The organism is Saccharomonospora xinjiangensis XJ-54, assembly GCF_000258175.1.
GTDB classification, from domain to species: domain Bacteria; phylum Actinomycetota; class Actinomycetes; order Mycobacteriales; family Pseudonocardiaceae; genus Saccharomonospora; species Saccharomonospora xinjiangensis.
Window position 1 is genome coordinate 1,141,047 of record NZ_JH636049.1, and the last position, 20,681, is coordinate 1,161,727.

General features: G+C 69.9%; 20 protein-coding genes and 1 pseudogene. 9 read left to right on the forward strand and 12 right to left on the reverse strand.

Annotated features, from left to right (window positions below):
* Positions 1-210: 210 nt before the first annotated feature.
* Complete coding sequence (locus SACXIDRAFT_RS04650) at positions 211-1,959, reverse strand: proline--tRNA ligase (protein ID WP_006237330.1); 1,749 nt, start codon at positions 1,957-1,959, stop codon at positions 211-213.
* Between the two features lie 119 nt (positions 1,960-2,078).
* On the opposite strand from SACXIDRAFT_RS04650, the gene SACXIDRAFT_RS04655 reads away from it, so the two are divergent.
* The 3 genes from SACXIDRAFT_RS04655 (at position 2,079) to SACXIDRAFT_RS04665 (ending at position 4,850) form a co-directional block, all read left to right on the forward strand.
* The gene (locus tag SACXIDRAFT_RS04655; RefSeq protein WP_006237331.1) at positions 2,079-2,441 is read left to right on the forward strand and encodes a VOC family protein; all 363 of its coding nucleotides are present in this window, start codon (positions 2,079-2,081) and stop codon (positions 2,439-2,441) included.
* Between the two features lie 83 nt (positions 2,442-2,524).
* The gene (gene yaaA, locus SACXIDRAFT_RS04660; RefSeq protein ID WP_006237332.1) at positions 2,525-3,268 is read left to right on the forward strand and encodes a peroxide stress protein YaaA; all 744 of its coding nucleotides are present in this window, start codon (positions 2,525-2,527) and stop codon (positions 3,266-3,268) included.
* Between the two features lie 253 nt (positions 3,269-3,521).
* The gene (locus SACXIDRAFT_RS04665) at positions 3,522-4,850 is read left to right on the forward strand and encodes a DEAD/DEAH box helicase (RefSeq protein WP_006237333.1); all 1,329 of its coding nucleotides are present in this window, start codon (positions 3,522-3,524) and stop codon (positions 4,848-4,850) included.
* Positions 4,851-4,889: 39 nt separating this feature from the next.
* Here SACXIDRAFT_RS04665 and SACXIDRAFT_RS04670 read toward each other — a convergent pair whose 3' ends face one another.
* Positions 4,890-5,624 carry a PIG-L deacetylase family protein gene (locus tag SACXIDRAFT_RS04670; protein ID WP_006237334.1) on the reverse strand — a complete coding sequence of 245 codons (735 nt, stop codon included), beginning with the start codon at positions 5,622-5,624 and terminating at the stop codon, positions 4,890-4,892.
* Between the two features lie 42 nt (positions 5,625-5,666).
* Here SACXIDRAFT_RS04670 and SACXIDRAFT_RS04675 point away from each other — a divergent pair, with 42 nt between their 5' ends.
* A complete protein-coding gene (locus SACXIDRAFT_RS04675) occupies positions 5,667-6,854 on the forward strand; it encodes an 8-amino-7-oxononanoate synthase (RefSeq protein ID WP_006237335.1) in 1,188 nt (395 codons plus the stop codon).
* An 18-nt stretch (positions 6,855-6,872) separates the two neighbouring features.
* Here the strand turns inward: SACXIDRAFT_RS04675 and SACXIDRAFT_RS04680 are convergent, their stop codons facing one another.
* The gene (locus SACXIDRAFT_RS04680; RefSeq protein ID WP_006237336.1) at positions 6,873-7,343 is read right to left on the reverse strand and encodes a GNAT family N-acetyltransferase; all 471 of its coding nucleotides are present in this window, start codon (positions 7,341-7,343) and stop codon (positions 6,873-6,875) included.
* The gene (locus SACXIDRAFT_RS04685) at positions 7,336-8,121 is read right to left on the reverse strand and encodes a S1 family peptidase (protein ID WP_006237337.1); all 786 of its coding nucleotides are present in this window, start codon (positions 8,119-8,121) and stop codon (positions 7,336-7,338) included. The genes SACXIDRAFT_RS04680 and SACXIDRAFT_RS04685 overlap by 8 nt, the downstream gene beginning before the upstream one ends.
* A gap of 215 nt (positions 8,122-8,336) precedes the next feature.
* On the opposite strand from SACXIDRAFT_RS04685, the gene SACXIDRAFT_RS04690 reads away from it, so the two are divergent.
* A complete protein-coding gene (locus SACXIDRAFT_RS04690) occupies positions 8,337-9,728 on the forward strand; it encodes a mycothione reductase (RefSeq protein ID WP_006237338.1) in 1,392 nt (463 codons plus the stop codon).
* 14 nt (positions 9,729-9,742) lie between these two features.
* On the opposite strand, the gene SACXIDRAFT_RS04695 is transcribed toward SACXIDRAFT_RS04690, so the two are convergent.
* Positions 9,743-10,999, reverse strand: a complete 1,257-nt coding sequence (locus SACXIDRAFT_RS04695; RefSeq protein ID WP_040922045.1) for a CynX/NimT family MFS transporter — start codon at positions 10,997-10,999, stop codon at positions 9,743-9,745.
* A 50-nt stretch (positions 11,000-11,049) separates the two neighbouring features.
* Between SACXIDRAFT_RS04695 and SACXIDRAFT_RS04700 the strand changes: the two genes are divergently transcribed.
* The 3 genes and pseudogenes from SACXIDRAFT_RS04700 to SACXIDRAFT_RS23810 all read left to right on the forward strand — a co-directional run bounded on the left by SACXIDRAFT_RS04700 (position 11,050) and on the right by SACXIDRAFT_RS23810 (position 12,558).
* Positions 11,050-11,733 carry a FadR/GntR family transcriptional regulator gene (locus tag SACXIDRAFT_RS04700; protein ID WP_006237340.1) on the forward strand — a complete coding sequence of 228 codons (684 nt, stop codon included), beginning with the start codon at positions 11,050-11,052 and terminating at the stop codon, positions 11,731-11,733.
* 145 nt (positions 11,734-11,878) lie between these two features.
* Positions 11,879-12,112: pseudogene (locus tag SACXIDRAFT_RS23805) on the forward strand (Imm21 family immunity protein); the annotation flags it as partial.
* A 116-nt stretch (positions 12,113-12,228) separates the two neighbouring features.
* A complete protein-coding gene (locus SACXIDRAFT_RS23810; RefSeq protein WP_408640372.1) occupies positions 12,229-12,558 on the forward strand; it encodes a hypothetical protein in 330 nt (109 codons plus the stop codon).
* Here SACXIDRAFT_RS23810 and SACXIDRAFT_RS04705 read toward each other — a convergent pair.
* From SACXIDRAFT_RS04705 to SACXIDRAFT_RS04725, 5 genes are all read right to left on the reverse strand, one after another.
* On the reverse strand, positions 12,440-14,302 hold the full coding sequence (locus tag SACXIDRAFT_RS04705; RefSeq protein ID WP_198284299.1) for a helix-turn-helix domain-containing protein: 1,863 nt from the start codon (positions 14,300-14,302) through the stop codon (positions 12,440-12,442). The two genes, SACXIDRAFT_RS23810 and SACXIDRAFT_RS04705, sit on opposite strands and share 119 nt — an antisense overlap.
* Before the next feature lie 4 nt (positions 14,303-14,306).
* The gene (locus tag SACXIDRAFT_RS04710; protein WP_006237342.1) at positions 14,307-15,626 is read right to left on the reverse strand and encodes an MFS transporter; all 1,320 of its coding nucleotides are present in this window, start codon (positions 15,624-15,626) and stop codon (positions 14,307-14,309) included.
* A gap of 46 nt (positions 15,627-15,672) precedes the next feature.
* Positions 15,673-16,425, reverse strand: a complete 753-nt coding sequence (locus tag SACXIDRAFT_RS04715; protein ID WP_006237343.1) for a 3-hydroxybutyrate dehydrogenase — start codon at positions 16,423-16,425, stop codon at positions 15,673-15,675.
* Between the two features lie 90 nt (positions 16,426-16,515).
* Positions 16,516-17,373 (reverse strand): type I methionyl aminopeptidase, encoded by an 858-nt coding sequence (gene map, locus SACXIDRAFT_RS04720; RefSeq protein WP_006237344.1) that lies wholly within the window; start codon positions 17,371-17,373, stop codon positions 16,516-16,518.
* Positions 17,374-17,509: 136 nt separating this feature from the next.
* Positions 17,510-17,947 carry a VOC family protein gene (locus SACXIDRAFT_RS04725; RefSeq protein ID WP_006237345.1) on the reverse strand — a complete coding sequence of 146 codons (438 nt, stop codon included), beginning with the start codon at positions 17,945-17,947 and terminating at the stop codon, positions 17,510-17,512.
* 144 nt (positions 17,948-18,091) lie between these two features.
* On the opposite strand from SACXIDRAFT_RS04725, the gene SACXIDRAFT_RS04730 reads away from it, so the two are divergent.
* Positions 18,092-19,192 carry a helix-turn-helix transcriptional regulator gene (locus tag SACXIDRAFT_RS04730; RefSeq protein ID WP_006237346.1) on the forward strand — a complete coding sequence of 367 codons (1,101 nt, stop codon included), beginning with the start codon at positions 18,092-18,094 and terminating at the stop codon, positions 19,190-19,192.
* Here the strand turns inward: SACXIDRAFT_RS04730 and SACXIDRAFT_RS04735 are convergent.
* Entirely contained in the window at positions 19,189-20,040 is an 852-nt protein-coding gene (locus SACXIDRAFT_RS04735; RefSeq protein ID WP_006237347.1) for a GNAT family N-acetyltransferase, read from the reverse strand. The genes SACXIDRAFT_RS04730 and SACXIDRAFT_RS04735 overlap by 4 nt on opposite strands.
* Positions 20,041-20,106: 66 nt before the next feature.
* Positions 20,107-20,676, reverse strand: coding sequence for a Uma2 family endonuclease (locus SACXIDRAFT_RS04740; protein WP_006237348.1), 570 nt, complete (start codon positions 20,674-20,676; stop codon positions 20,107-20,109).
* Positions 20,677-20,681: the final 5 nt, after the last annotated feature.

Sequence of the window (20,681 nt, forward strand, 5' to 3'; positions counted from 1 at the left end):
CCGGGGCGGCGCACCGGGTTCCGTGGGGAGCGCCGAACCTGGATGCTGTGTCGGCTGCGTTGGAGGCACCGACAGCCGGGGTGTCGGACCCACCGTGGGTGGGTGCGGTTCGTTCGGCTCGTAGCCGCCGAAACCTTTGAGCGCCGCCCTGTCCTCGTAGCCGGGCGACCGGCTACCGCGTCCTCGGAACCATCCCACAAAGGCGGGAGCTTACCGGCGCACGACCTCCAGCAGGTGCTCCACGACCGAATCGACGGCGACCTCGGTGCGCTCACCCGTCGCGCGGTCCTTCACCTCGACAACGCCCTTGGCGAGGCCGCGACCGACCACCACGATCGTGGGGACACCGATCAACTCGGCGTCGGCGAACTTCACGCCGGGGGTGGCCTTGCGATCGTCGAGCAGGACGCGGACGCCGCGTTCGGAGAGCTCGGCCGCGATCCGTTCCCCGCCCTCGGCGATTGTCTCGTCCTTGCCTGCCACGACCACGTGCACGTCGGCGGGCGCCACCGCGCGGGGCCAGACGAGCCCGAGGTCGTCGTGGTACTGCTCGGCGATGGCCGCCACGAGCCGCGAGACCCCGATGCCGTACGACCCCATCGTGATACGGACGGGTTTCGAGTCGGGGCCGAGCGCGTCGAGGGCGAAGGCGTCCGCGTACTTGCGGCCGAGCTGGAAGATGTGGCCGATCTCGATGCCCCGTGCCGCCACCAGCGAGCCCTTGCCGTCCGGCGAAGGGTCTCCCTCGCGAACCTCGGCCGCCTCCACGATGCCGTCGGGGGTGAAGTCGCGCCCGCACACGAGGTCAACGACGTGGTGGTCGGGTTTGTCCGCGCCCGTCACCCACGCGGTGCCGCGCACGACCCTCGGGTCCACCAGGTACCGAACGCCGTTGGCCTGCAACGCCGCAGGCCCGATGTAGCCCTTCACGAGGAACGGGTTGGCCGCGAAGTCGGTGTCCTCCAGCAACGCGATCTCGGCAGGCGCGAGCGACGCCTCCAGCCGCTTCAGGTCAACCTCGCGGTCGCCCGGCACACCGACACCGAGGAGCGACCACTCCTTCTCACCGGGCATCCGCGTCTTGACGAGCACGTTCTTCAGCGTGTCCGCCGCCGTGAAGGTCCGGCCCATGTCCGCGTTGTTCAGGAAGTCCACCAGCGTCTCGATGGTGGGTGTTCCCGGCGTGTGGTGCACCTGTGCGGCGGGCTTGTCCTCAACGGACTGCTCCGGTGGGACGGGCGTGACCACGGCCTCCACGTTGGCCGCGTAGCCGGAGGTGTCACTGCGCACATAGGTGTCCTCACCCGTCGACGAGACGGCGAGGAACTCCTCGGACGCCGAGCCGCCCATCGCTCCGGAGGTGGCGGCGACGACGACGTAGTCGAGGCCGAGACGGTCGAAGATCCGGATGTAGGCCTCGCGGTGCAGCTGGTAGGACCGCTCCAGTCCCTCGTCGTCGAGGTCGAACGAGTACGAGTCCTTCATCACGAACTCGCGCCCGCGCAGGATGCCGGCCCTGGGGCGCGCCTCGTCGCGGTACTTGGTCTGGATCTGGTACAGCATGACCGGGAAGTCCTTGTACGAGGAGTACTCGCCCTTCACGGTGAGCGTGAACAGTTCCTCGTGCGTGGGGCCGAGCAGGTAGTCGGCGCCCTTGCGATCGACGAGGCGGAACAGGCTGTCGCCGTACTCGGTCCAGCGACCCGACTTCTCGTACGGCTCCTTCGGCAGCAGAGCGGGGAACTGGATCTCCTGCGCGCCGATGGCGTCCATCTCCTCGCGCACGATCGTCTCGATGTTGCGCAGGACCTTCAGGCCGAGTGGCAACCAGGAGAACCCGCCCGGAGCGACCCGCCGGACGTATCCGGCCCTGACCAGCAGTTTGTGACTGGGAACCTCGGCGTCGGCCGGGTCCTCACGCAGGGTGCGCAGGAACAGCGACGACATCCTGGTGATCACGGTGTTCTCCTTGGCATTTCCGGCACGGACGGCCCGAGAAGGCGTGCATCGAAGACTAGTGGGCGCCGTCCGAGCTGCCGCAACCGGGATTTGTCGGCGCTCGTCACTACCGTCGCGCCATGACACTCTCACTCGCGAACGTAACGATCGACTGCACCGACCCACGCGAACTGGCCGGTTTCTGGACACAGGCGCTCGGCTGGACAGTGGCGTTCGACTTCGATGGAGAGTTCGTGATGCTGTCGTCACCCGGAACCGGCTCAGGGAACGGCACGTCGTTGTCGCTGCAACGCGTGACCGAACCACGCAGCGGCAAGAACCGGGTGCACATGGACTTCGCCGCCGACGACCGCGTCGCCGAGGTCAGGCGATTGGTCGGGCTTGGAGCCACCGAGCTCGCCGGACACAAGGGTCCCGGCCTGACCTGGACCGTGCTGGCCGATCCGGAGGGCAACGAGTTCTGCGTCGCACAGCACGACTGAATACCGGACGACTGAGTGCCGGGGGCCACCCTCAGCCCCGTGCCTGCCGGTCGTGGTGTCCACCCGCCGTTAGGCTCCCCGCCGTGCTCGTGTTGCTGCCCCCTTCCGAGACCAAGACCGACGGTGGTGACGGCCGCTGCCTCGCCCTGGACTCGCTCTCGTTCCCCGAGCTGAACCCGGTAAGGCGGAAGCTGGCCGACGCACTCGCCGAACTGGCGAAGGACGTGCCTGCCAGTCTCTCGGCGCTCGGCCTTTCCGAACGGCAACACGGCGAGGTGAAACGCAACGCGACGCTGTGGTCGTCGCCGACAACCCCGGCCGTCCTGCGCTACACCGGCGTGCTGTACGACGCGCTCGGGGCGGGCTCGTTCACCGGCGCCGTGTGGGAGCGGGCACGCCACCGGCTCGCGGTGGCCTCGGCCCTTTTCGGCGTGGTGCGCGCGGACGACCCGATTCCGGCCTACCGGCTGTCGGGAACCTCGGCGCTGCCCGGCTTCGGATCGCTGCGCTCGGTGTGGCGGCCGGTACTGGAACCCGTTCTCGGCGCAATCGACGACCTCGTCGTTGACCTGCGCTCGGGCACCTACGCCGCGCTCGCCCGGGTTCCGGGTGCGATCACGGTGCGGGTCGTCACGCAGGACGCGCACGGCCGCCGCACGACGGTCAGCCACCACAACAAGGCACACAAGGGCAGGTTCGCCGCCGCACTGGCCACCACCGCCTGCGAACCCTCGGGGCCGGAGGATCTGGTGGCGGTGGCCAGGGCCGAGGGCATCACGTGTGAGCAGACCGGAGACACGACCCTGGACGTGATCGTCGGCGGCTGAAGCACGTCCCTGACGCGGGTGGACGGTGTGGTCGGCCCGCAAGACGGTTCCGGCGCACCTGTCCACGATGATCTCAGGTAGACTCATCGTGCACCGTCCGGCCACGAGGCCCACATCGCGGTGCGGTTCATCCCATCAACGGCGCGTCTGCGCGCCGGGTTCGTCCTTGGTCACGCCCACCGCCATCCGTCGCGGCCTGCCCTGTCACGGGCAGTCGGGCCTCCTTGTGACGCGCCACGTCCGAGAGGCATCAGTGACACAAGCTCCCGTGACATCACGTCCGACGTCCCAGGCGATCACGTTCGCCGATCTCAACCTCCCCGAGCCGCTGCACCGCGCTTTGCAGAAGGCCGGGATGGAGGCTCCTTTCCCCATTCAGGCGGCCACCCTGCCCGACGCCCTCGCGGGGCGGGACGTGCTCGGCCGCGCCCAGACCGGGTCCGGCAAGACCCTCGCGTTCGGCCTCGCGCTGCTGTCCAGGCTGCACGACGGCAAGGCCGTGGCGCGGCGCCCGAGGGCGCTCGTCCTGGTTCCCACCAGGGAACTGGCCATGCAGGTGGCCGACGTGCTCATCCCGCTCGCCAAGGCGGCCGGCCTGTGGTGCAGGACCGCCGTGGGCGGCATGTCGATGCAGCGTCAGGTGGACGCGCTTTCCCGTGGCGTTGACCTGCTCATCGCCACCCCCGGCCGCCTTTCCGACCACGTGCGGCAGGGCACCTGCGTGCTCGACGGCGTCGAGATGGTCGCGCTCGACGAGGCCGACCAGATGGCCGACATGGGATTCCTGCCGCAGGTGCGGGAGATCCTCGACCTGACTCCCCGTGACGGGCAGCGGCTGCTGTTCTCGGCGACTCTCGACGGCGCCGTGGAACACCTCGTCCGCGCCTACCTCACCGATCCGGTCACCCACTCCGTCGCGCCTGCCACCGCGAGCGTTGACACGATGGATCACTACCTGCTCCAGGTGGAACACCGGGACAAGCAGGCCGTCATCACCGAGATCGCCGCGAGGGAGGGTCGCACGATCCTGTTCGTGCGCACCAAGCACCACGTCGATCGGCTGGCCACCCGTCTGAGGGCCAGCGGCGTCCACGCAGGCGCACTGCACGGCGGCAAGACCCAGGGCCAGCGCAACCGGGTGCTGGACGACTTCCGGACCGGCAGGGTTCCCGTGCTCGTCGCCACCGACGTCGCGGCGCGGGGCATCCACGTCGATGACGTGAGCCTCGTGCTCCACGTCGATCCCGCCGCCGACCACAAGGACTACCTGCACCGCGCCGGCCGCACCGCGCGGGCGGGAGCCTCCGGCACCGTGGTCACCCTGGTGACGCGCGAGCAGCGGCGCACCGTGCGCCGCATGACCGACCAGGCGGGCGTGCGCCCGCAGTCCGCGACGGTGCGCCCTGGCGACCCGGAACTGGCGCGGATCACCGGTGCGCGTGTCCCGAGCGGTGTCCCCGTGGTGGAACGCGTGCGCCCGCACCGTTCCGCGCGTCCCTCAGGCCCCAGCCGCCGTCCCGGTTTCGGCAGGGATCGCGGTCCGCGGCGCGCGTCGGGAGGACGCCGGAGCGCGGTAGCCTGACCGGCCGGTCAGCCTGGTCAGCCTGACCGGCCTGACGGCTCACAGGGCGATGAGTTCGAACTCCGTGGCGAGCGCGACGCCGAAACGGCGTCCGCTCGTCTCGGCGAACTCCCTGAGGAATCGGCGAGCGTCGTCCTCCGTCTGCCCGAGCCCTCGCAGATAGGCGCGGTGGCGGTGAAGCGACTCCACCGCGCGCTCGAACGTGTCGCCGATGTCCACCGCGTGCGTGGACAGCGGCGACGCCGCCACCGCCACCCAGCGGACTCCCTGCCACGGGTCGAGCCCCTCGTCGAGCAGGTCCCGGAACACCCAGCGGTTACCGGCGTCCCTCACCGCGTCGAGCGTGGCCTGTCCCACGTGGCGATGGTCGGCCATGTTGAGCCCGCCGCCGGGCCACGTCTCGCGATGGTTGATGATCACCACGAGTTCGGGCCGATGCCTGCGGATCGCGGCGGCGATGTCCCTGCGCAGTGCGAGGCCGTACTCGACGACACCGTCAGGGTGGTCGAGGAATTCCACGGTCTCCACGCCCACCACGGCGGCGCTCTCGATCTGCTCCCGCTCCCGCACCGTCGCCGCCTCCTCGGGCGACATGCCGTCGATACCGGCTTCTCCCCGCGTGGCGAGCAGGTACGCCACCTCGCGGCCCTCGCCGGTCCACCTCGCGATCGCGCCGGAGCCGCCGTACTCCATGTCGTCGGGATGGGCCACCACCGCCAGCGCACGCCGCCAGTCCTCGGGCATCGGTAACAACCGCGCGGGATCGTCGCTCACCCTGTTCCTCCTTCTCCTGGGTCCCGGTGCGAGACTGCCAGCGTGAACGCACCTGGGTCCACCCGCACGGTAACGCCCCCGGAACACGTTTTCGACTGGCTCGACGACGCCGCCGCGCAACGCGCCGAAGCGGGCCTCGTGCGGACGCTGACACCGCGTACCGCCGAGGCGCATCGGCTCGATCTCGCGGGCAACGATTACCTCGGACTCGCCCATGACAAGCGGGTCGCGGGCGCCGCCGCGGCGGCGGCGTTGAAGTGGGGTGCGGGCGCCACCGGCTCCCGGCTGGTCACCGGCACCACCGAGCTGCATGCCGAGCTGGAGTACGAGCTCGCCCGGTTTTGTGGCACGCAGGCGGCGCTGGTGTTCTCCTCCGGCTTCGCGGCCAACCTCGGTGCGGTGACGGCGCTGACGGGCCGAGAGGCCGCCATCGTCACCGACAAGTACATTCACGCCTCGCTGATCGAAGGCTGCCGCCTCTCCCGCGCGGATGTCGCCGCCGTCGCCCACAAGGACACCGCCGCGGTCGGGCACGCGCTCGCGACCCGCCGCAAGGACCGCGCTCTCGTGGTCACCGACTCGGTTTTCTCCGTTGACGGCGACCTCGCCCCGCTGCGGGAGCTGTCCGCCGTGTGCAGGCAGCATTCCGCGGCGCTGCTCGTTGACGACGCCCACGGCCTCGGAGTGCTCGGCGAGGGAGGCAGGGGCGCCGTGCACGCGGCGGGGCTCGCGGGCGAACCCGACGTGGTCATCACCCTGACCCTGTCGAAGTCCCTCGGCGCGCAGGGCGGCGCGGTCCTCGGCCCCCGGCGCGTGATCAAGCACCTGGTGGACACGGCCCGGAGCTTCATCTTCGACACCGCACTCGCCCCGGCGAGCGCGGCGGCCGCGCTCGCCGCGTTGCGAGTGCTGCGTGACGAACCGGAGCTGGCGGAGCGGGTGCGCGGCAGGGCCGCCGAGCTGGCCTTCCGGCTGAGCGAGGCCGGTTTCGCCGTGAGCGAGCCGGAGGGAGCTGTCGTGTCGGTGCGCGCTCCCGGGCCCGACGAGGCCGTGGCCTGGGCGGCCCGTTGCGCCGAGAACGGCGTGCGGGTCGGATGTTTCCGCCCCCCTTCGGTGCCGGACGGGGTGTCCCGGCTTCGCCTCACCGCCAGGGCCGACCTCACCGACACCGACGTCGATCGCGCGGTCACCGTCATCACCGGCACCGCGCCGCCGGACGCCGGCCGATGACGCGGGCGGCGCGGGAGGTCAGCCTTCGCGGCGCATCGTGATGTGCGGGATACCGTCCTCCACGAACTCCTCGCCCTCGGGACGGAACCCGAATCGCGCGTAGAAGCCGGTGGCGTAGGTCTGAGCATCGAGGACACACTCGGCGTTCCCTGTCAGCTCCATGGCGGCCCTCATCACCAGGTCGCCGACGCCGATACCCCGTGCGAACCCCGCCGTGCACACCCTTCCGATCCGCTCGATGCCACCGTCCTCGGAGAGCACGCGAAGACACCCGGCGAGCCGGCCGTCGGACGTCGCCGCCCACACGTGGCGGGTGCCGGGCGAGAGGTCCCTGCCGTCGAGTTCCGGATAAGGGCACTCCTGCTCGACCACGAAGACGTCCACCCTCAACCGCAGCAGTGCATAGAGTTCCGCCGGTGTCAGTTCGTCGCCGGAGCGTGAGACGACGGTCAGGGAATCCGCGCGAGTGGGAACAGCCGGTTCAGTCACCCGTACTGCGTACCAGATCGTTCCTGAGGTGCTCGGCGTAGGCGGAGACGCGCGTGTAGACCCCCGGCTTCCCCCGCTCTGCGCAACCGTCGCCCCACGAAACGATGCCGATCACCGTGCCGTTCACCAGCAGCGGGCCGCCCGAATCGCCCTGGCAGGCGTCAACGCCGCCCGAGTCGTATCCGGCGCACACCATCGTGTCGGCGTCGAAGGAGCGGAACGTGGCCGCGCACTCGCTGTCGGACACCAGCGGGACGTCGGCGGCGTGCAAGGTGCCTGGCTTCGGCCCGTTCTCGAACAGCCGTCCCCAGCCCACGACGGTGGCCATGGTGCCCGGCGTGTAGAGGTGCTCGTCGGAGCCGCGCGGAAGTCGTGCCGGGGACACGGAGACCGGTTCGGACAACGTCAGCACGGCGATGTCGTCGCCGGAGAGCGGGTCGCGGTAGCCGGGCGCCACCCAGACACCGGTGACGCCGACCTCGTCGCCTGCGCTGGAGGCGATCCGCTCCCGACCCACGACGACGCCGAGATCGGATTCGTCAACCGCGACCGCGCAGTGGGCGGCGGTGAGGACCCGCGTGGACGACACCACCGTGCCGCCGCAGAACTGTTTCCCCCTGCCGTCAACGAGGTAAGCGGCGTACGGATAGTCCCTTATGGACACCGCGTCGCCGCCGACGATGGGCTGCACACCGGCCGCGTGACCTGCCGAAGCGCACACCGCCCCTGTCAGCACCGCGAGGGCCACTGCGAGTCGGCGCCGAATGTTGCGAGACATGCTGCTCTCCCCTCCTACCGGTCGCGTTCACCCTAAGTCGAAATTCCGTCACGTGTCGTGGTCATTCGGGTGGAAACGGCGCCGGAGCGGGCCGGGCGGCCCGGCAGGACCCGAGAAGGGAAGAATGCGGGCGAAGGCTCTGTTCGACTTCAGTGGCGTGGCCGGTTTTCGGAGCTTCGGCCTCGCCGGGTGTGCCGACCAGGAAAGGTGCCGCTGTGCCTCATTACGACCTTGTGATCGTCGGGACGGGATCGGGCAACTCGATCCTCGACCACCGTTTCGCCGACCGGAAGGTCGCCCTCGTCGAAAAAGGCGTGTTCGGTGGTACCTGTCTGAACGTGGGATGCATCCCCACGAAGATGTTCGTCTACCCAGCCGATCTGGCCGCGACCCCGGAGTCCTCGGCAGGGCTCGGAGTCGATCTCGAACTACGGGACGTGCGCTGGCGCGAGATCCGCGACCGGGTCTTCGGGCGCATCGACCCCATCGCCGAGGGCGGGCGGCGTTACCGGATCGAGCACGAGGACAACGCGGGCGTCACCGTCTACGAGGGCGAGGCCAGGTTCACGGGGCACAAGGAACTCACCGTCCGCCTGGCAGGCGGCGAGGAGACGCTCACCGCCGACGAGTTCGTGCTGGCGGCCGGTGGCAGGGCGACCGTGCCCGACATCCCGGGGCTCGCGGACGTGGACTACCACACCTCCGACACCGTGATGCGCATCGACGAGCTGCCCCGCAGGGCGGTGATCCTCGGTAGCGGGTTCGTCGGCGCCGAGTTCGCGCACGTGTTCGCGTCGTTCGGGGTGGACGTCACCGTCATCGCCCGCTCGGGGGCGCTCTTGCGGGGCGAGGACGACGACATCAGCAGGCGGTTCACCGAACTCGCGTCGCAACGTTTCGACGTGCGGCTCAACCGTAGGACGGTGCGGGCTCGGCGCACTGCGGGCGGTGTGGCGCTCGACCTCGAAGGCCCCGGCGGCACGGAAACCGTCGAGGGCGATCTCCTGCTCGTGGCCACGGGCCGGAGGCCGAACTCGGACATCCTCGACGTGGCGGCCACTGGGATCTCCACCCTCCCCAGCGGTCACGTCGCGGTGGACGAGTACCAGCGCACGGAGGTCGAGGGCATCTACGCGCTGGGTGACCTGTCGTCGCCGTACGAGCTGAAGCACGTCGCGAACCACGAGACCCGCGTCGTGCAGCACAACCTTCTGCACCCCGACGACCTCATCGCCTCCGACCACCGGTTCGTGCCGCACGCCGTGTTCACCTCGCCCCAGATCGCGTCGGTGGGTCTGACCGAACGTGATGCCGCCGCACGCGGTGTGCGCTACGTGACCGCCACCCAGGAGTACGCGGGTATCGCGTACGGCTGGGCGATGGAGGACACCACCGGCTTCGCGAAGCTGCTCGCCGACCCGGACACCGGGCAGCTTCTCGGGGCACACATCATCGGCGCGCAGGCCCCGACCCTGCTCCAGCCGCTCATCCAGGCCATGAGCTTCGGGCTCGACGCGAGGTCGATGGCACGAGGGCAGTACTGGATCCACCCCGCGATGCCGGAGCTGGTCGAGAACGCGCTGCTGGCTCTGCCGTTGAACGACTGACGCGGGCTCGCGCCTCACACGTACCGGGGCCGCCCCGCGAGGAACCCGAAAACGCTCTGCGCCACCACGACGGCGAGCAGGAAGACGAACGGCACGGTCCAGCCCGCTGTGACGTCGCGAAGCAGACCGAACACGAACGGTCCCGCGGCGGCCAGCAGGTAGCCGTAGCCCTGCGCCATCCCGGAGAGGGTTGCGGTGTCGGCACCGTCCTTCGCTCGCAGTGCGATGGTGGTCAGAGCGAGGGAGAACACGCTCATCCCGATGCCGAGCAGCACCGACCAGAGCAGGGGCGAGGCGGCCGGTGCGAGCATGAGGCCGAGGATGCCCGCGATGCCGAACAGGCTCAGCGACACGATCCACCCGCTCTGGCTCCCCTTGCGGGCGGCCAGAGCGGGAATGGTGAGGCTGACAGGCAGGCCGAGCAGCGACACCAGCCCGAGCAGCAGACCCGCGTCGCCCCGGCTCACCCCCGCGTCCATGAGGACCTGAGGCAGCCAGCCCATGACGATGTAGGCAAGGCACGATTGGCAGCCGAAGAACAGCGTCACGATCCAGGCCAGCGGCACCCGCAGCAGTGACCGGTGCCCCGCCGCTCCCGAGGGCGCGGCGGGCCTGCCACGCAGGACCTTCGAACCCGCCGTCGCGACCAGCCAGACGGCGAGAGCCACGACCGCGAGCACGGCCCAGCTGCTCAGCGCGCCACGCCACCCGCCCAAGACCGGTTCCAAGGGCGGCGTCACCGACGAACCCAGTGCCCCTCCGAGTTGCAGCGCACCGGTGTAGACGCCGGTCATCAGGCCGACCCGTGTGGCGAACGACGTCTTGACCACCACGGGGATGAGCACGTTGGCCAGCGCGATTCCGGTGCAGGCCACGAGTGTTCCGCCGAGCACCACGAAGGGGCCGTCGAGCACCCGCAGAGCGAGACCTGCGGCCAGCACCGACAGCGCGAGCGCGACAGCCGTGCGCAGCCCGACCCTGCGCGCAAGGCGCGGCGCGGCGAGCCCCGCCACAGCGAAGCACAGGCCGGGCAGCGTGGTCAGCGCCCCTGCCCAGGTCGCGGAGGCCGCAAGACCGTCGCGCAGCTCGTCGAGCACCGAGCCCACCGACGTGATGGCAGGCCGCAGGTTGAGCGCGGCCAGCACCACGGCTGCAGCGAGCAACAGACCACCACCGAGCGCGATGCCCACTCTGCCGCTGGGAGTGTCTTCCGCCGGGAACTCTCCCGGGCCGGTCACGTCCCGCACGGACGCCTCGCGCTCTGTCGCCACGTCCGGTACCGTAGCAAATTCGTAGGATGATCGGCTGAAAGGATGTTCACGTGCCGTTGTCCTCCACCCGGCGAACGGGCCTCGTGGACCAGGTCATCGAGCAGTTGCGTGCCGCGGTGCGGCAGGGGGAATGGGCGATCGGGGAACGGATACCCACCGAGGTCGAACTCGCGGCCACGCTCGGGGTGGGCCGCAACACCGTCCGCGAGGCGGTCCGCGCGCTCGCCCACAGCGGCCTGCTCGAGGTGCGGCAGGGCGACGGCACCTACGTCAGGGCCACCAGTGAGGTATCAGGAGCGCTACGCAGGCTGTGCGGCTCCCGGCTGCGGGAGGCGTTGCAGGTGCGGCGCATCCTCGAGGTCGAGGCGGCCAGACTCGCGGCGGCAGAACGCACGGACGACGACCTCGAACGGTTGCGGGCACTGCTTCACGAACGCGACCGGCTGTGGTCGCACGGCGACCTCGACGCCTTCGCCCGCGCCGACGTGGAGTTCCACATCGCGATGGTCGAGGCGTCGCACAACAGCGTCCTCGGCGAGCTGTACCGCGGCCTGACCGAACTGGTGACGGCCAGCATCGCGACCACCTCGCAGGCCGACGAACACGAGCCGCACCCCGTCGATCACAGCGGTATCGTCACCGCGATCGCCGAACGCGACCCGCAGGGCGCGGCCGACCACACGCTCGCCTTCCTGGACGAACTGCTCGCCCGGTATCCGGGCGAGCACGGCTGAGCCCGATCACCCACCGGGGCGCTACCGTGCTCGCGCACCGGAACACCACTCTCCGAGCCCGAACACTGTCGGTGGGTGGCGACACACTGACGGCATGGACGCTTCTTCGGCCTCGGCGGCGGACTCCCTGGTGTGGGTGGAGTCGATGGGCGGTCCGTTGGTCGTCGTTCCGGTCTCCGCACTGGCCGCCTGGGGCGGGTGCACGGAGACCGGGATGCTCGCGGGGGACGCCACCGCCCCGGACGACTACGACCGCGCCTGCGCGGTGGACAGCCTGGCCGGTGCCATCGTGGTGGGTAAGGGCGGCGCACAGGGGCTGGTGTTGGCCGACGAACCCGCTCCCACCTGCTATCTGCCCGAACACCGAGCCTTCCTGCGCTGGCTCGCCGCCGAATCCGAAGCCGAGCTGAAAGCCGCGGCGGAAGCCGTGCTCGCGGACCCCATCCCGAGTGGGAGGAATGCGGCACGTGGGCCACGGACGGCCCGGCCGTACTCATGGACTCCGCCGAGGCCGACGCTGACCTGGACGTCGAGTATCTCTGGGGCGAGTTACCGGAACAGGCGCCGGTCCCGCTGCCCGCAGGCCGCTGGCGGGTCCAAGCCGTCCACACCGCGGCGGACGAGGACAACTGGGTCGGTCTGGTCCGGCTCCTGCCCGCCGACGACGCACGGAAGAAGCACGTACCGGGTGAACCGGGGCTTTGCCTCAGGTGGACAACGTGTGCAGCCGCAGTGCGAGCTGAAGTTCGAGCGAGCGGTCCGGTTGCTGCCAGTCGGCGCCGAGCAGCGAGGCGATCCGTTCCAGGCGCTGCGCCACCGTGTTGACATGGACGTGCAACTCGTCCTTGGCGCGCGTGAGGTTGCCGCCTGCCGCGAAGTAGGCGCGCAGCGTCCGCAACAGTTCGGTGCCCCTTGCCGCGTCGTAGTCGAGCACCGGTCCGAGCGTGGAGCGCACGAACGCCTCGACGTCGGTGCGATCGCCCAGGACGAGTCCCACGAAACCGAGATCGGTGGGGTCGGCGCCGTGTCCGCGCCTGCCGAGCGCCAGCAGCGCGCGCAGACAGCGCACCGACTCGGCGTGAGCGCGCGCCAACGCGGCAGGACCCGAGGCAGGTCCTGCCGCTCCCACGGTCACCGGGCAGCCAAGAGCCTCGCTGAGCTCCGTGGCCGTCCTGCGCGCGAGCGCTGAAGGGCGGTCCGTCTCAGCGAGCATCACCACCCGTTCCGCGAACACTCCCGCGAGCACGGCACGTCGAGCGGCCAGTGACGTCAGCCTCCCCCGCGACACGCCTTCGGCATGGAGGGTGAGCACGGCGTGGGGAGCGTCGAGATCCACGCCGAGTCGCCGTCCCCTGTCGAGCAGGGCGGCCGGGTCTCGTTCCGGTGCGGTGAGCAGGTCCGCCACGAGTTCACCCCGCACGCGGTCCTCCGCCTCGGCTGCCGACCGCCGCAGCAACAACAGCAGTGCCGTCACCACACCCGCCCGCTCGAACAGCCTGCGGTCGGCATCGACGAGATCGGATCTTCCGGTGAGGACGATGCTGCCCAGCAGTTGCGGCCCCGCCATCACAGCGCACACCCACGCGTCCCCCTCGGCGACGGCCTTACCCGCCGAACGAGAGGCCGCGAGCGCCCGCGACAGTGCCCTGGCTGGCACCCGCACCCGCGCCGTGCGCGTCCTGCCTGCCCCGGCGCGGCCGAGTTCGGTGCCATCGGCGTCGCAGACCACGATGCCGCCGTCGAGCATCGACGCCACCGCCGCGGCCACCTCGGAGACGTCCGCCCCTCCGAGAACCAGTTCGGTGAGCCGGTCGTGCGCGTCCTGCGCCCGTGCCAGGCTCTCGTGATGCGCCTTGATCGTCTCGTTGGCCGCACCGAGTTCGGCGAGCGCGGCCGCGCTCTCCTCGATCAGCCGCGCGTTGTCGATGGCGATGGCCGCGTGGTCGGCGAACGACGACAGCAGCGCGACCTCGTCCGGTGAGAAGGACCGAGGTCGCCGCTCCGCGGCGAACAGAACGCCGATCACCTGATCCCCGAGCGACAGCGGTACCCCGAGGATCGCGATGAGGCCCTCGTCGTTCACGGCATTGTCGATCGATCCGGTGTGCTCGAACCGCTCGTCGTTGGGGTAGTCGCGGGTGGCGTAAGGCCGGGAGGTCTGCGCCACCAGACCGCCGAGCCCCTCCCCCACACCCAGCCGGACCTGCTGGAACACCGCCGACGCCGACCCGTCCGTGACCCGCATGTACGTGCTTCCGTCGTCGGAGTGATCGTTCAGCGTGAGGTACGAGACGTCCGCCCTCAGCAGCATGCGGGCTCGGCGCACGATCGACCTCAGCACAGCGTCGAGGTCACGGAGCCGCGCCAGGTCGCTGGCGGTGGCGAACAACGCTGTCAGCTCCGTCTCGCGACGGCTGTGCGCATCGAGTGTCCGCCGGATGTGCATGGCGAGCTGCATGGTGGCGCTGTCCGCGGGGACGCGAGCGAGTTCGTCGCTGCTCGCGCCCGCGGACAGCAGCTCAAGAAGCCTCCTGGCGGCCGCGCCGTCCTCAGGACGTGTCCCGGTCACCCGGTCATGCTGCCACCGAAGCGGATCGATCCGTGTCGGCGAGCGAGGTACCACGGGTCTCCTTCGCGAAGTAGACGGCCACGAACGTCACCACGCACGTGACGGCAACGTAGATCGAGATGGGCAGGCTGCTTCCGTACGAGTCGAGCAGCGCCGTGGCGATCAGCGGCGCGACACCGCCAGCCGCGATTGACGCGAGCTGATAGCCGATCGAGGCACCGGAGTAGCGCACCTTGGTGCCGAACAGCTCGGAGAAGAACGCCGCCTGCGGCCCGTACATCGCGCCGTGCAGGAACAGGCCGATCGACACCGCCCCGATCGTGGCCGCAGGTGTCGCACCGTCGAGCATCGGGAAGAACACGAAACTCCACACCAGCATGCCCACGGTTCCGAAGAGGTAGACGATCCGGCGTCCGATCACATCGGACAGCCAGCCCCACATCGGGATCGTGACGAAGTGGATGGCGGAACCGACCAGCACCGCGTTCAGGCCGAGCGACTTGGGCAGTTCCAGGTGCGTCGTCAGATACACGAGCACGAACGCCGTGATGACGTAGTAGGAGACGTTCTCGGCGAACCGCGCGCCCATCGCGATGAGCACCTGACGCCAACTGTGCTTGAACACCGTGACGATGGGCGCCTTCTCCGGAGCAGGCTGGTCACCCGCCTTGCGCACGGCCTCCACGAACAGCGGGGACTCCTCGACCGCGAGCCTGATCCACATGCCGATCAGCACCAGCAGCCCCGACAGCAGGAACGGGATTCGCCAGCCCCAGGAGTTGAACGCCTCGTCGCTCTGCACCACCGCGAGGACCGCCAGCACCGCCGTGGCCAGCAGGTTGCCTGCTGGCACACCAGCCTGCGGCCACGACGCCCAGAAACCACGCCTGCGATCGTCGCCGTGTTCCGACACGATGAGCACCGCGCCGCCCCACTCGCCGCCGACGGCGAAGCCCTGGACGAGTCGCAGGATCACCAGCAGGATCGGCGCGCCGACACCGATGGTGGCGTAGGTGGGCAGCAACCCCATTGCGAAGGTCGCACCACCCATCAGCAACAGGCTCAGTACGAGCAGCTTCTTCCGGCCGATCTTGTCGCCGTAGTGGCCGAACACCAGGCCGCCGAGTGGCCTCGCGATGAAGCCGACGGCCAGCGTCGCGAACGACAGCATCGTGCCGACCAGCGGATCGTGCCCTGGGAAGAACTGGGTGTTGAAGACCAGCGCCGCGGCGGAGCCGTAGAGGAAGAAGTCGTACCACTCGACCGTGGTGCCGATCATGCTGGCACCGACGACCTTCCTGATCGACGATTTCGACGATGACATGTTGATCACCACTTCGTTGTGCTGACGGGGACGGGAAACTGGAGGTTCACGTGGCGGTCCAGCCGCCGTCGAGCGGGATCGAGGCGCCGGTGAGGTAGCCGGCGTCGTCGCCGCACAACCACAGCACCAGTGCTGCCACCTCCTCCGGTTCGATGAGCCGCTTGACGGCGGTCCGGCTCAGGAACACCTCGTCCATGACCGCGTCGGCCGGGATGCCTTTCGACTCCGCCTGCGCGGCGATCTGGTTGGTGACGAGGTTCGTGCGGACGTAACCTGGCGCGACGCAGTTGCTGGTGACCCCGCGATCGGCGCCCTCGGCCGCGACGACCTTGGACAACCCCTCCAGCGCGTGTTTCGCCGCGACGTAGGCCGACTTGCCCGCGCTGGCGCGCCACCCGTGGACGCTGGAGATGTTGACGATGCGGCCCCAGCCGCGCTCGTACATCGCGGGCAGGCAGTGCCGCATCAGCAGGAACGGCGCCGTGACCATCAGCCGCTGGAGGAGGGCGAACCGCTCGGGCGGGAAGTCCTGGATCGGCGCGATGTGCTGCACACCCGCGTTGTTGACGAGGATGTCGATCGTGCGGGGCAGGGAGGAGACGGCATCCGGGTCGGTGAGATCGACGACGTGCGCGACGGCGCCGTGGGCGTCCGCCACGTCCTTGGCCGCGGCACCGTCGATGTCAACGAGATGGACGGCGGCTCCGGCCTCGCCGAGAGCCGCGACGCAGGCTCGTCCTATCCCGTTGGCGCCGCCGGTGACGAGGGCCGTCTTCCCGGTCAGTGGGCTGGTGGACATGACAGCCGACAGTAGGAGTCGGCTGCCCCGTCAACCATGGGTGAAGAAACCACAAGTCCGTGGCCGTCGATATGGTGCGGCCACACCGGTTCACGGCAGCGTGAGGATCTCCGCACCGTCTTCCGTGACGAGCACGGTGTGCTCGAACTGGGCCGTCCACTTCTTGTCCCTGGTGGTGACCGTCCAGTCGTCGTCCCACACGTCGTAGTCGATCGTGCCGAGCGTGATCATCGGCTCGATGGTGAACGTCATGTTCTGCTCGATGATCGTGGTGACCGACGGCTCCTCGTAGTGGAGCACCGTGGGACTGGTGTGGAACGCGGGGCCGACACCGTGGCCGGTGAAGTCGCGCACGACGCCGTAACCGAACCGCTTGGCGTACGACTCGATGACCCTGCCGATGACGTTGAGCTGCCTGCCGGGACGTACGGCCTTGATGGCCCGCATCGTGGCCTCCCTGGTGCGTTCGACCAGCAGGCGCACCTCCTCCGAGACGTCCCCTGCGAGGAAGGTGGCGTTGGTGTCACCGTGCACGCCGTCGATGTAGGCGGTGACGTCGATGTTGCAGATGTCGCCGTCCTGGATCACCGTCGAGTCGGGGATGCCGTGGCAGATCACCTCGTTCAGCGAGGTGCAGCACGACTTCGGGAAGCCCCGGTAGCCGAGGGTCGAGGGGTAGGCCCCGTGGTCGAGGAGGAACTCGTGCACGACGCGGTCGATGTCGTCGGTCGTGGTGCCTGGCTTGACCGCCTTGCCGCCCTCTTCCAGCGCCTGCGCCGCGATGCGGCTGGCCTTGCGCATCGCCTCGATGACCTCGGGGGTGCGCACACCGTTGCCGGTGTCCCGCTTCGGCGCGGGCCTGCCGACGTATTCGGGGCGGACGATGGACGCGGGGACGGGGCGCTGCGGTGACTGGACGCCAGGCGTCAACGGTGCACGATCGGGCATGCTCCCCAGCCTACGACTCGCTTCTGCCACCGTTGCCCTGCCCGCTGCTGTGCCGCGTGACAGCATGGCGAACCTCACCCGAGCAGGCCGGGAGCTGCCCGAGGGCCGCCGCGCACTCGGGCGCGACGGCGGCCGATCAGTCGAGGCAGAACTCGTTGCCCTCGGGGTCGGCCATCACGATGTGGCCCGCGCCGAGTGGAGGGGCGGGTTCGTAGCGCCGGATGCGGCTGGCACCGAGGGTGGTGAGCCGTTCCGCCTCCGCCTCCAACGCCGCCATCCGCGCGTCGCCCTGAAGTCCTGGAGCCGCTCGCACGTCGAGGTGAAGGCGGTTCTTCACCTGCTTGCCCTCCGGTACCCGCTGGAAGAAGATGCGCAGCCCCGCGCCGTCGGGGTCGATCACAGCCGAGGCGTCGTTGCGCTTCTCCGGTGGAACGCCCATCGCGTCCAACGCCTGATCCCACGAGTCGAATCCCGCAGGCGGAGCCTGCACCCGGTAGCCGAGGGCGCCCGCCCAGAACGCCGCCAGCGCGGCAGGATCGGCGCAGTCGAAAGTGAGCTGAACGTCGCGTGCCATCTCGGTTCTCCTCTCGCCCGCTGTCGCGAACGGGCGTGTCGTCGGCTGAGCCGGAACAGGCGTGTTCCGCGCTCGATCGGTCCTGAACCCAGCTTCGCGCCTATCGCGGACAGGATCGTTCCGCGATCGTGCGACGATGGCGTCGTGAACGCGGAAGGCACCACCGAGCGGGTGCTGCGGCTGCTGGCTCTGCTCCAGCGGCGGACGTCCTGGACCGCCACCGAACTCGCCGCCGAGCTGCGCGTCACCGATCGCTCGGTGCGGCGCGACGTGGAACGGCTGCGCGCACTCGGCTATCCCGTCCACGCGAGCGCGGGTGTCGGCGGGGGTTACCGGCTCGGGACAGGCACCCGGCTGCCCCCGCTGCTCCTTGACGACGACGAGGCGATCGCGACGGCGGTGTCCCTGCGCCTGGCGGCGGGAGGAACGGTCGCCGGAGCGAGCGAGGCCGCTCTGCGCGCGCTCGCGAAACTCGACCAGGTGATGCCGCCGCGGCTGCGTTCCGAGGTCCGGGCGGTTGCCGGGGCCACCGACACGCTGGTCGGCCCCTCGACACCGGTCGATCCGGACGTGCTGCTCACCCTCGCGCGGGCCTGCACCGACGCCGTGCGGGTGCGTTTCGGGTATCAGAACCGGGACGAGGAACGCACGGTCGAACCGGTCCGGATGGTGGCCACCGGACGTCGCTGGTACCTGATGGCCTGGGATCTCGACCGCGACGACTGGCGCACCTTCCGGCTGGACCGCATGCACCGGGTGGCCGCGACCACCTGGCGATTCCGGCCGAGGGAGCATCCGAACCCCGTGGACCACGTCCAGCGCTCCGTGACAGGGACGCCGTACCGGTATCTCGCCCGCGTGCGACTACACGCGCAGGCCCAGCGGGTGCGGGAGCTGATGCCGCCCCAGGTGGGGAGGGTCGAGGAGGAGCGGGACGGCTGGTGTGTGCTCGTCGTCGGCGCGGACGACCCCGACTGGCTCGCCGCGCAGCTGGCCCGCCTCGACTTCGAGGCCGAGGTGCTGGGTCCTCCCGAGGTGCGCGACGCCGCAGGCCGGCTCGCCCGCCGCCTCACGGCGATGGCCTGCCTCGCTGACACCGCCCGCCCTGACGTTGCGCCAGGCCCGGAGGGCCGTGCGATGTCGGGGGACGACGTCGAGAACAACGGCGCCCACGTCGTCCAGAGCGGCACCTTCTTGGACAACACCGTCCTCGAACAGCACTGTCCTCGAACAACACCGTCCTAGAACAACACCGTCGCGTACCTGCCGACCTGCCGGAACCCCGCCCTCCGGTACGCCGCGATGGCCGGAGCGTTGAAGGAATTCACGTACAGGCTCGCGACGCGCCCGAGACCTCGCACCAGGTGGTCGGCCACGGCCGCGGTGCCTGCCGCTCCGAAACCGCGTCCCCGGTGCCGGGGGTTGACCCACACGCCCTGGATCTGGCCCACGGTTTCGGACATCGCACCGATCTCGGCCTTGAACACGACCTCGCCCCGCTCGAATCGCGCGAAGGCCCGACCGGCCGCGACGAGTTCTGTGACCCTGGCGCGGTAGCCCGCTCCCCCGTCGCCGAGCCGTGGATCGATGCCCACCTCCTCGCGGAACATCGCGACGGCAGCCGGATAGTACACGTCGATCTCCTCGGGCCGCACCTGTCGCACGGCAGGATCGGGCGGGATCACCGGGTCGTCGTCGAGTGCCATGAGTGGCTGGTCGGGCCGCACCTCCCTGGCAGGCCCCCACTCGTCAGCCAGCTCGTCCCACAACCCGAGCACCTCGTCGGCGGGGCCGACCAGGGACGAACAGGCTCGTGGCCTGCGCAGCGCGCGATCGGCGAACGACCGCAACGCGGCGGAGTTACCCCGTAGCGGAATCAGATTCGGCCCCGCGAAGCACAAGCCCTGTAGTCCCCCGACGCGGCGGCGGCCGTCGGTTCCCCAGAGTTCACCCCCCAGCCGCCACGGATCGAGACCGGCGAGTTCGACTCGCGCGGCCACCATGCAGCTGCCCACCGGATCCGCCGCGAGCAGCGAACGGACCGCCGGGTAGTCCTTCTCGTCGAGCAGCCTCGCACCGGCCAGCCGCAACACAACGACAAGATTGCCAGATCACGCGCGTCGATGGGGGCCGTGCGCGATGTCCACACGCGATTCCGGTCAGAACTCGGTGGTGTCCACGACGAGGCCGAACGGGGAACCCAGCGTGATCTTCTCCCCGAACGGGATCCGGCACGCCTTCCGGTAGGCGCCGTCGCCGGGGTCGGAGAACAACGTCACGGCCGCGCCGTCGGGATCGTGCGGATCCACCAGCAGGTACTGCTCGATACCGCCGTGCGCGTAGGCCCACCTCTTGCGTGAGCGGTCGTGGTTGGCGTTGCCGGCCGACGTGATCTCCACGGCGAGAAGGACGTGCTCGGACGGCACCGGGTCCGACCCGTCGGGAACGTAGGCCCGAGGAACGACGCAGAGGTCCGGAACGTAGATGCCACCGACCACAGGCACGGTGACACCCAGCGTCTGGAACACCCCTGCACCATTCGGACGACTGCGGACCAAGGCTTCGTGAAGCTGGTCGGCAATCAGATTGTGTTGTCCCCCAGGGGGTGGCGACATGCGAATCCCCTCGATCGTCACCTCGGGCCGCCACCCCTCCGGAACGTCAAGCTCATGCCAGGTACGCACCAGCGCGTCCCAGTCCAACGGCGTATCGACGATCGCAGCGCTCATCGGCG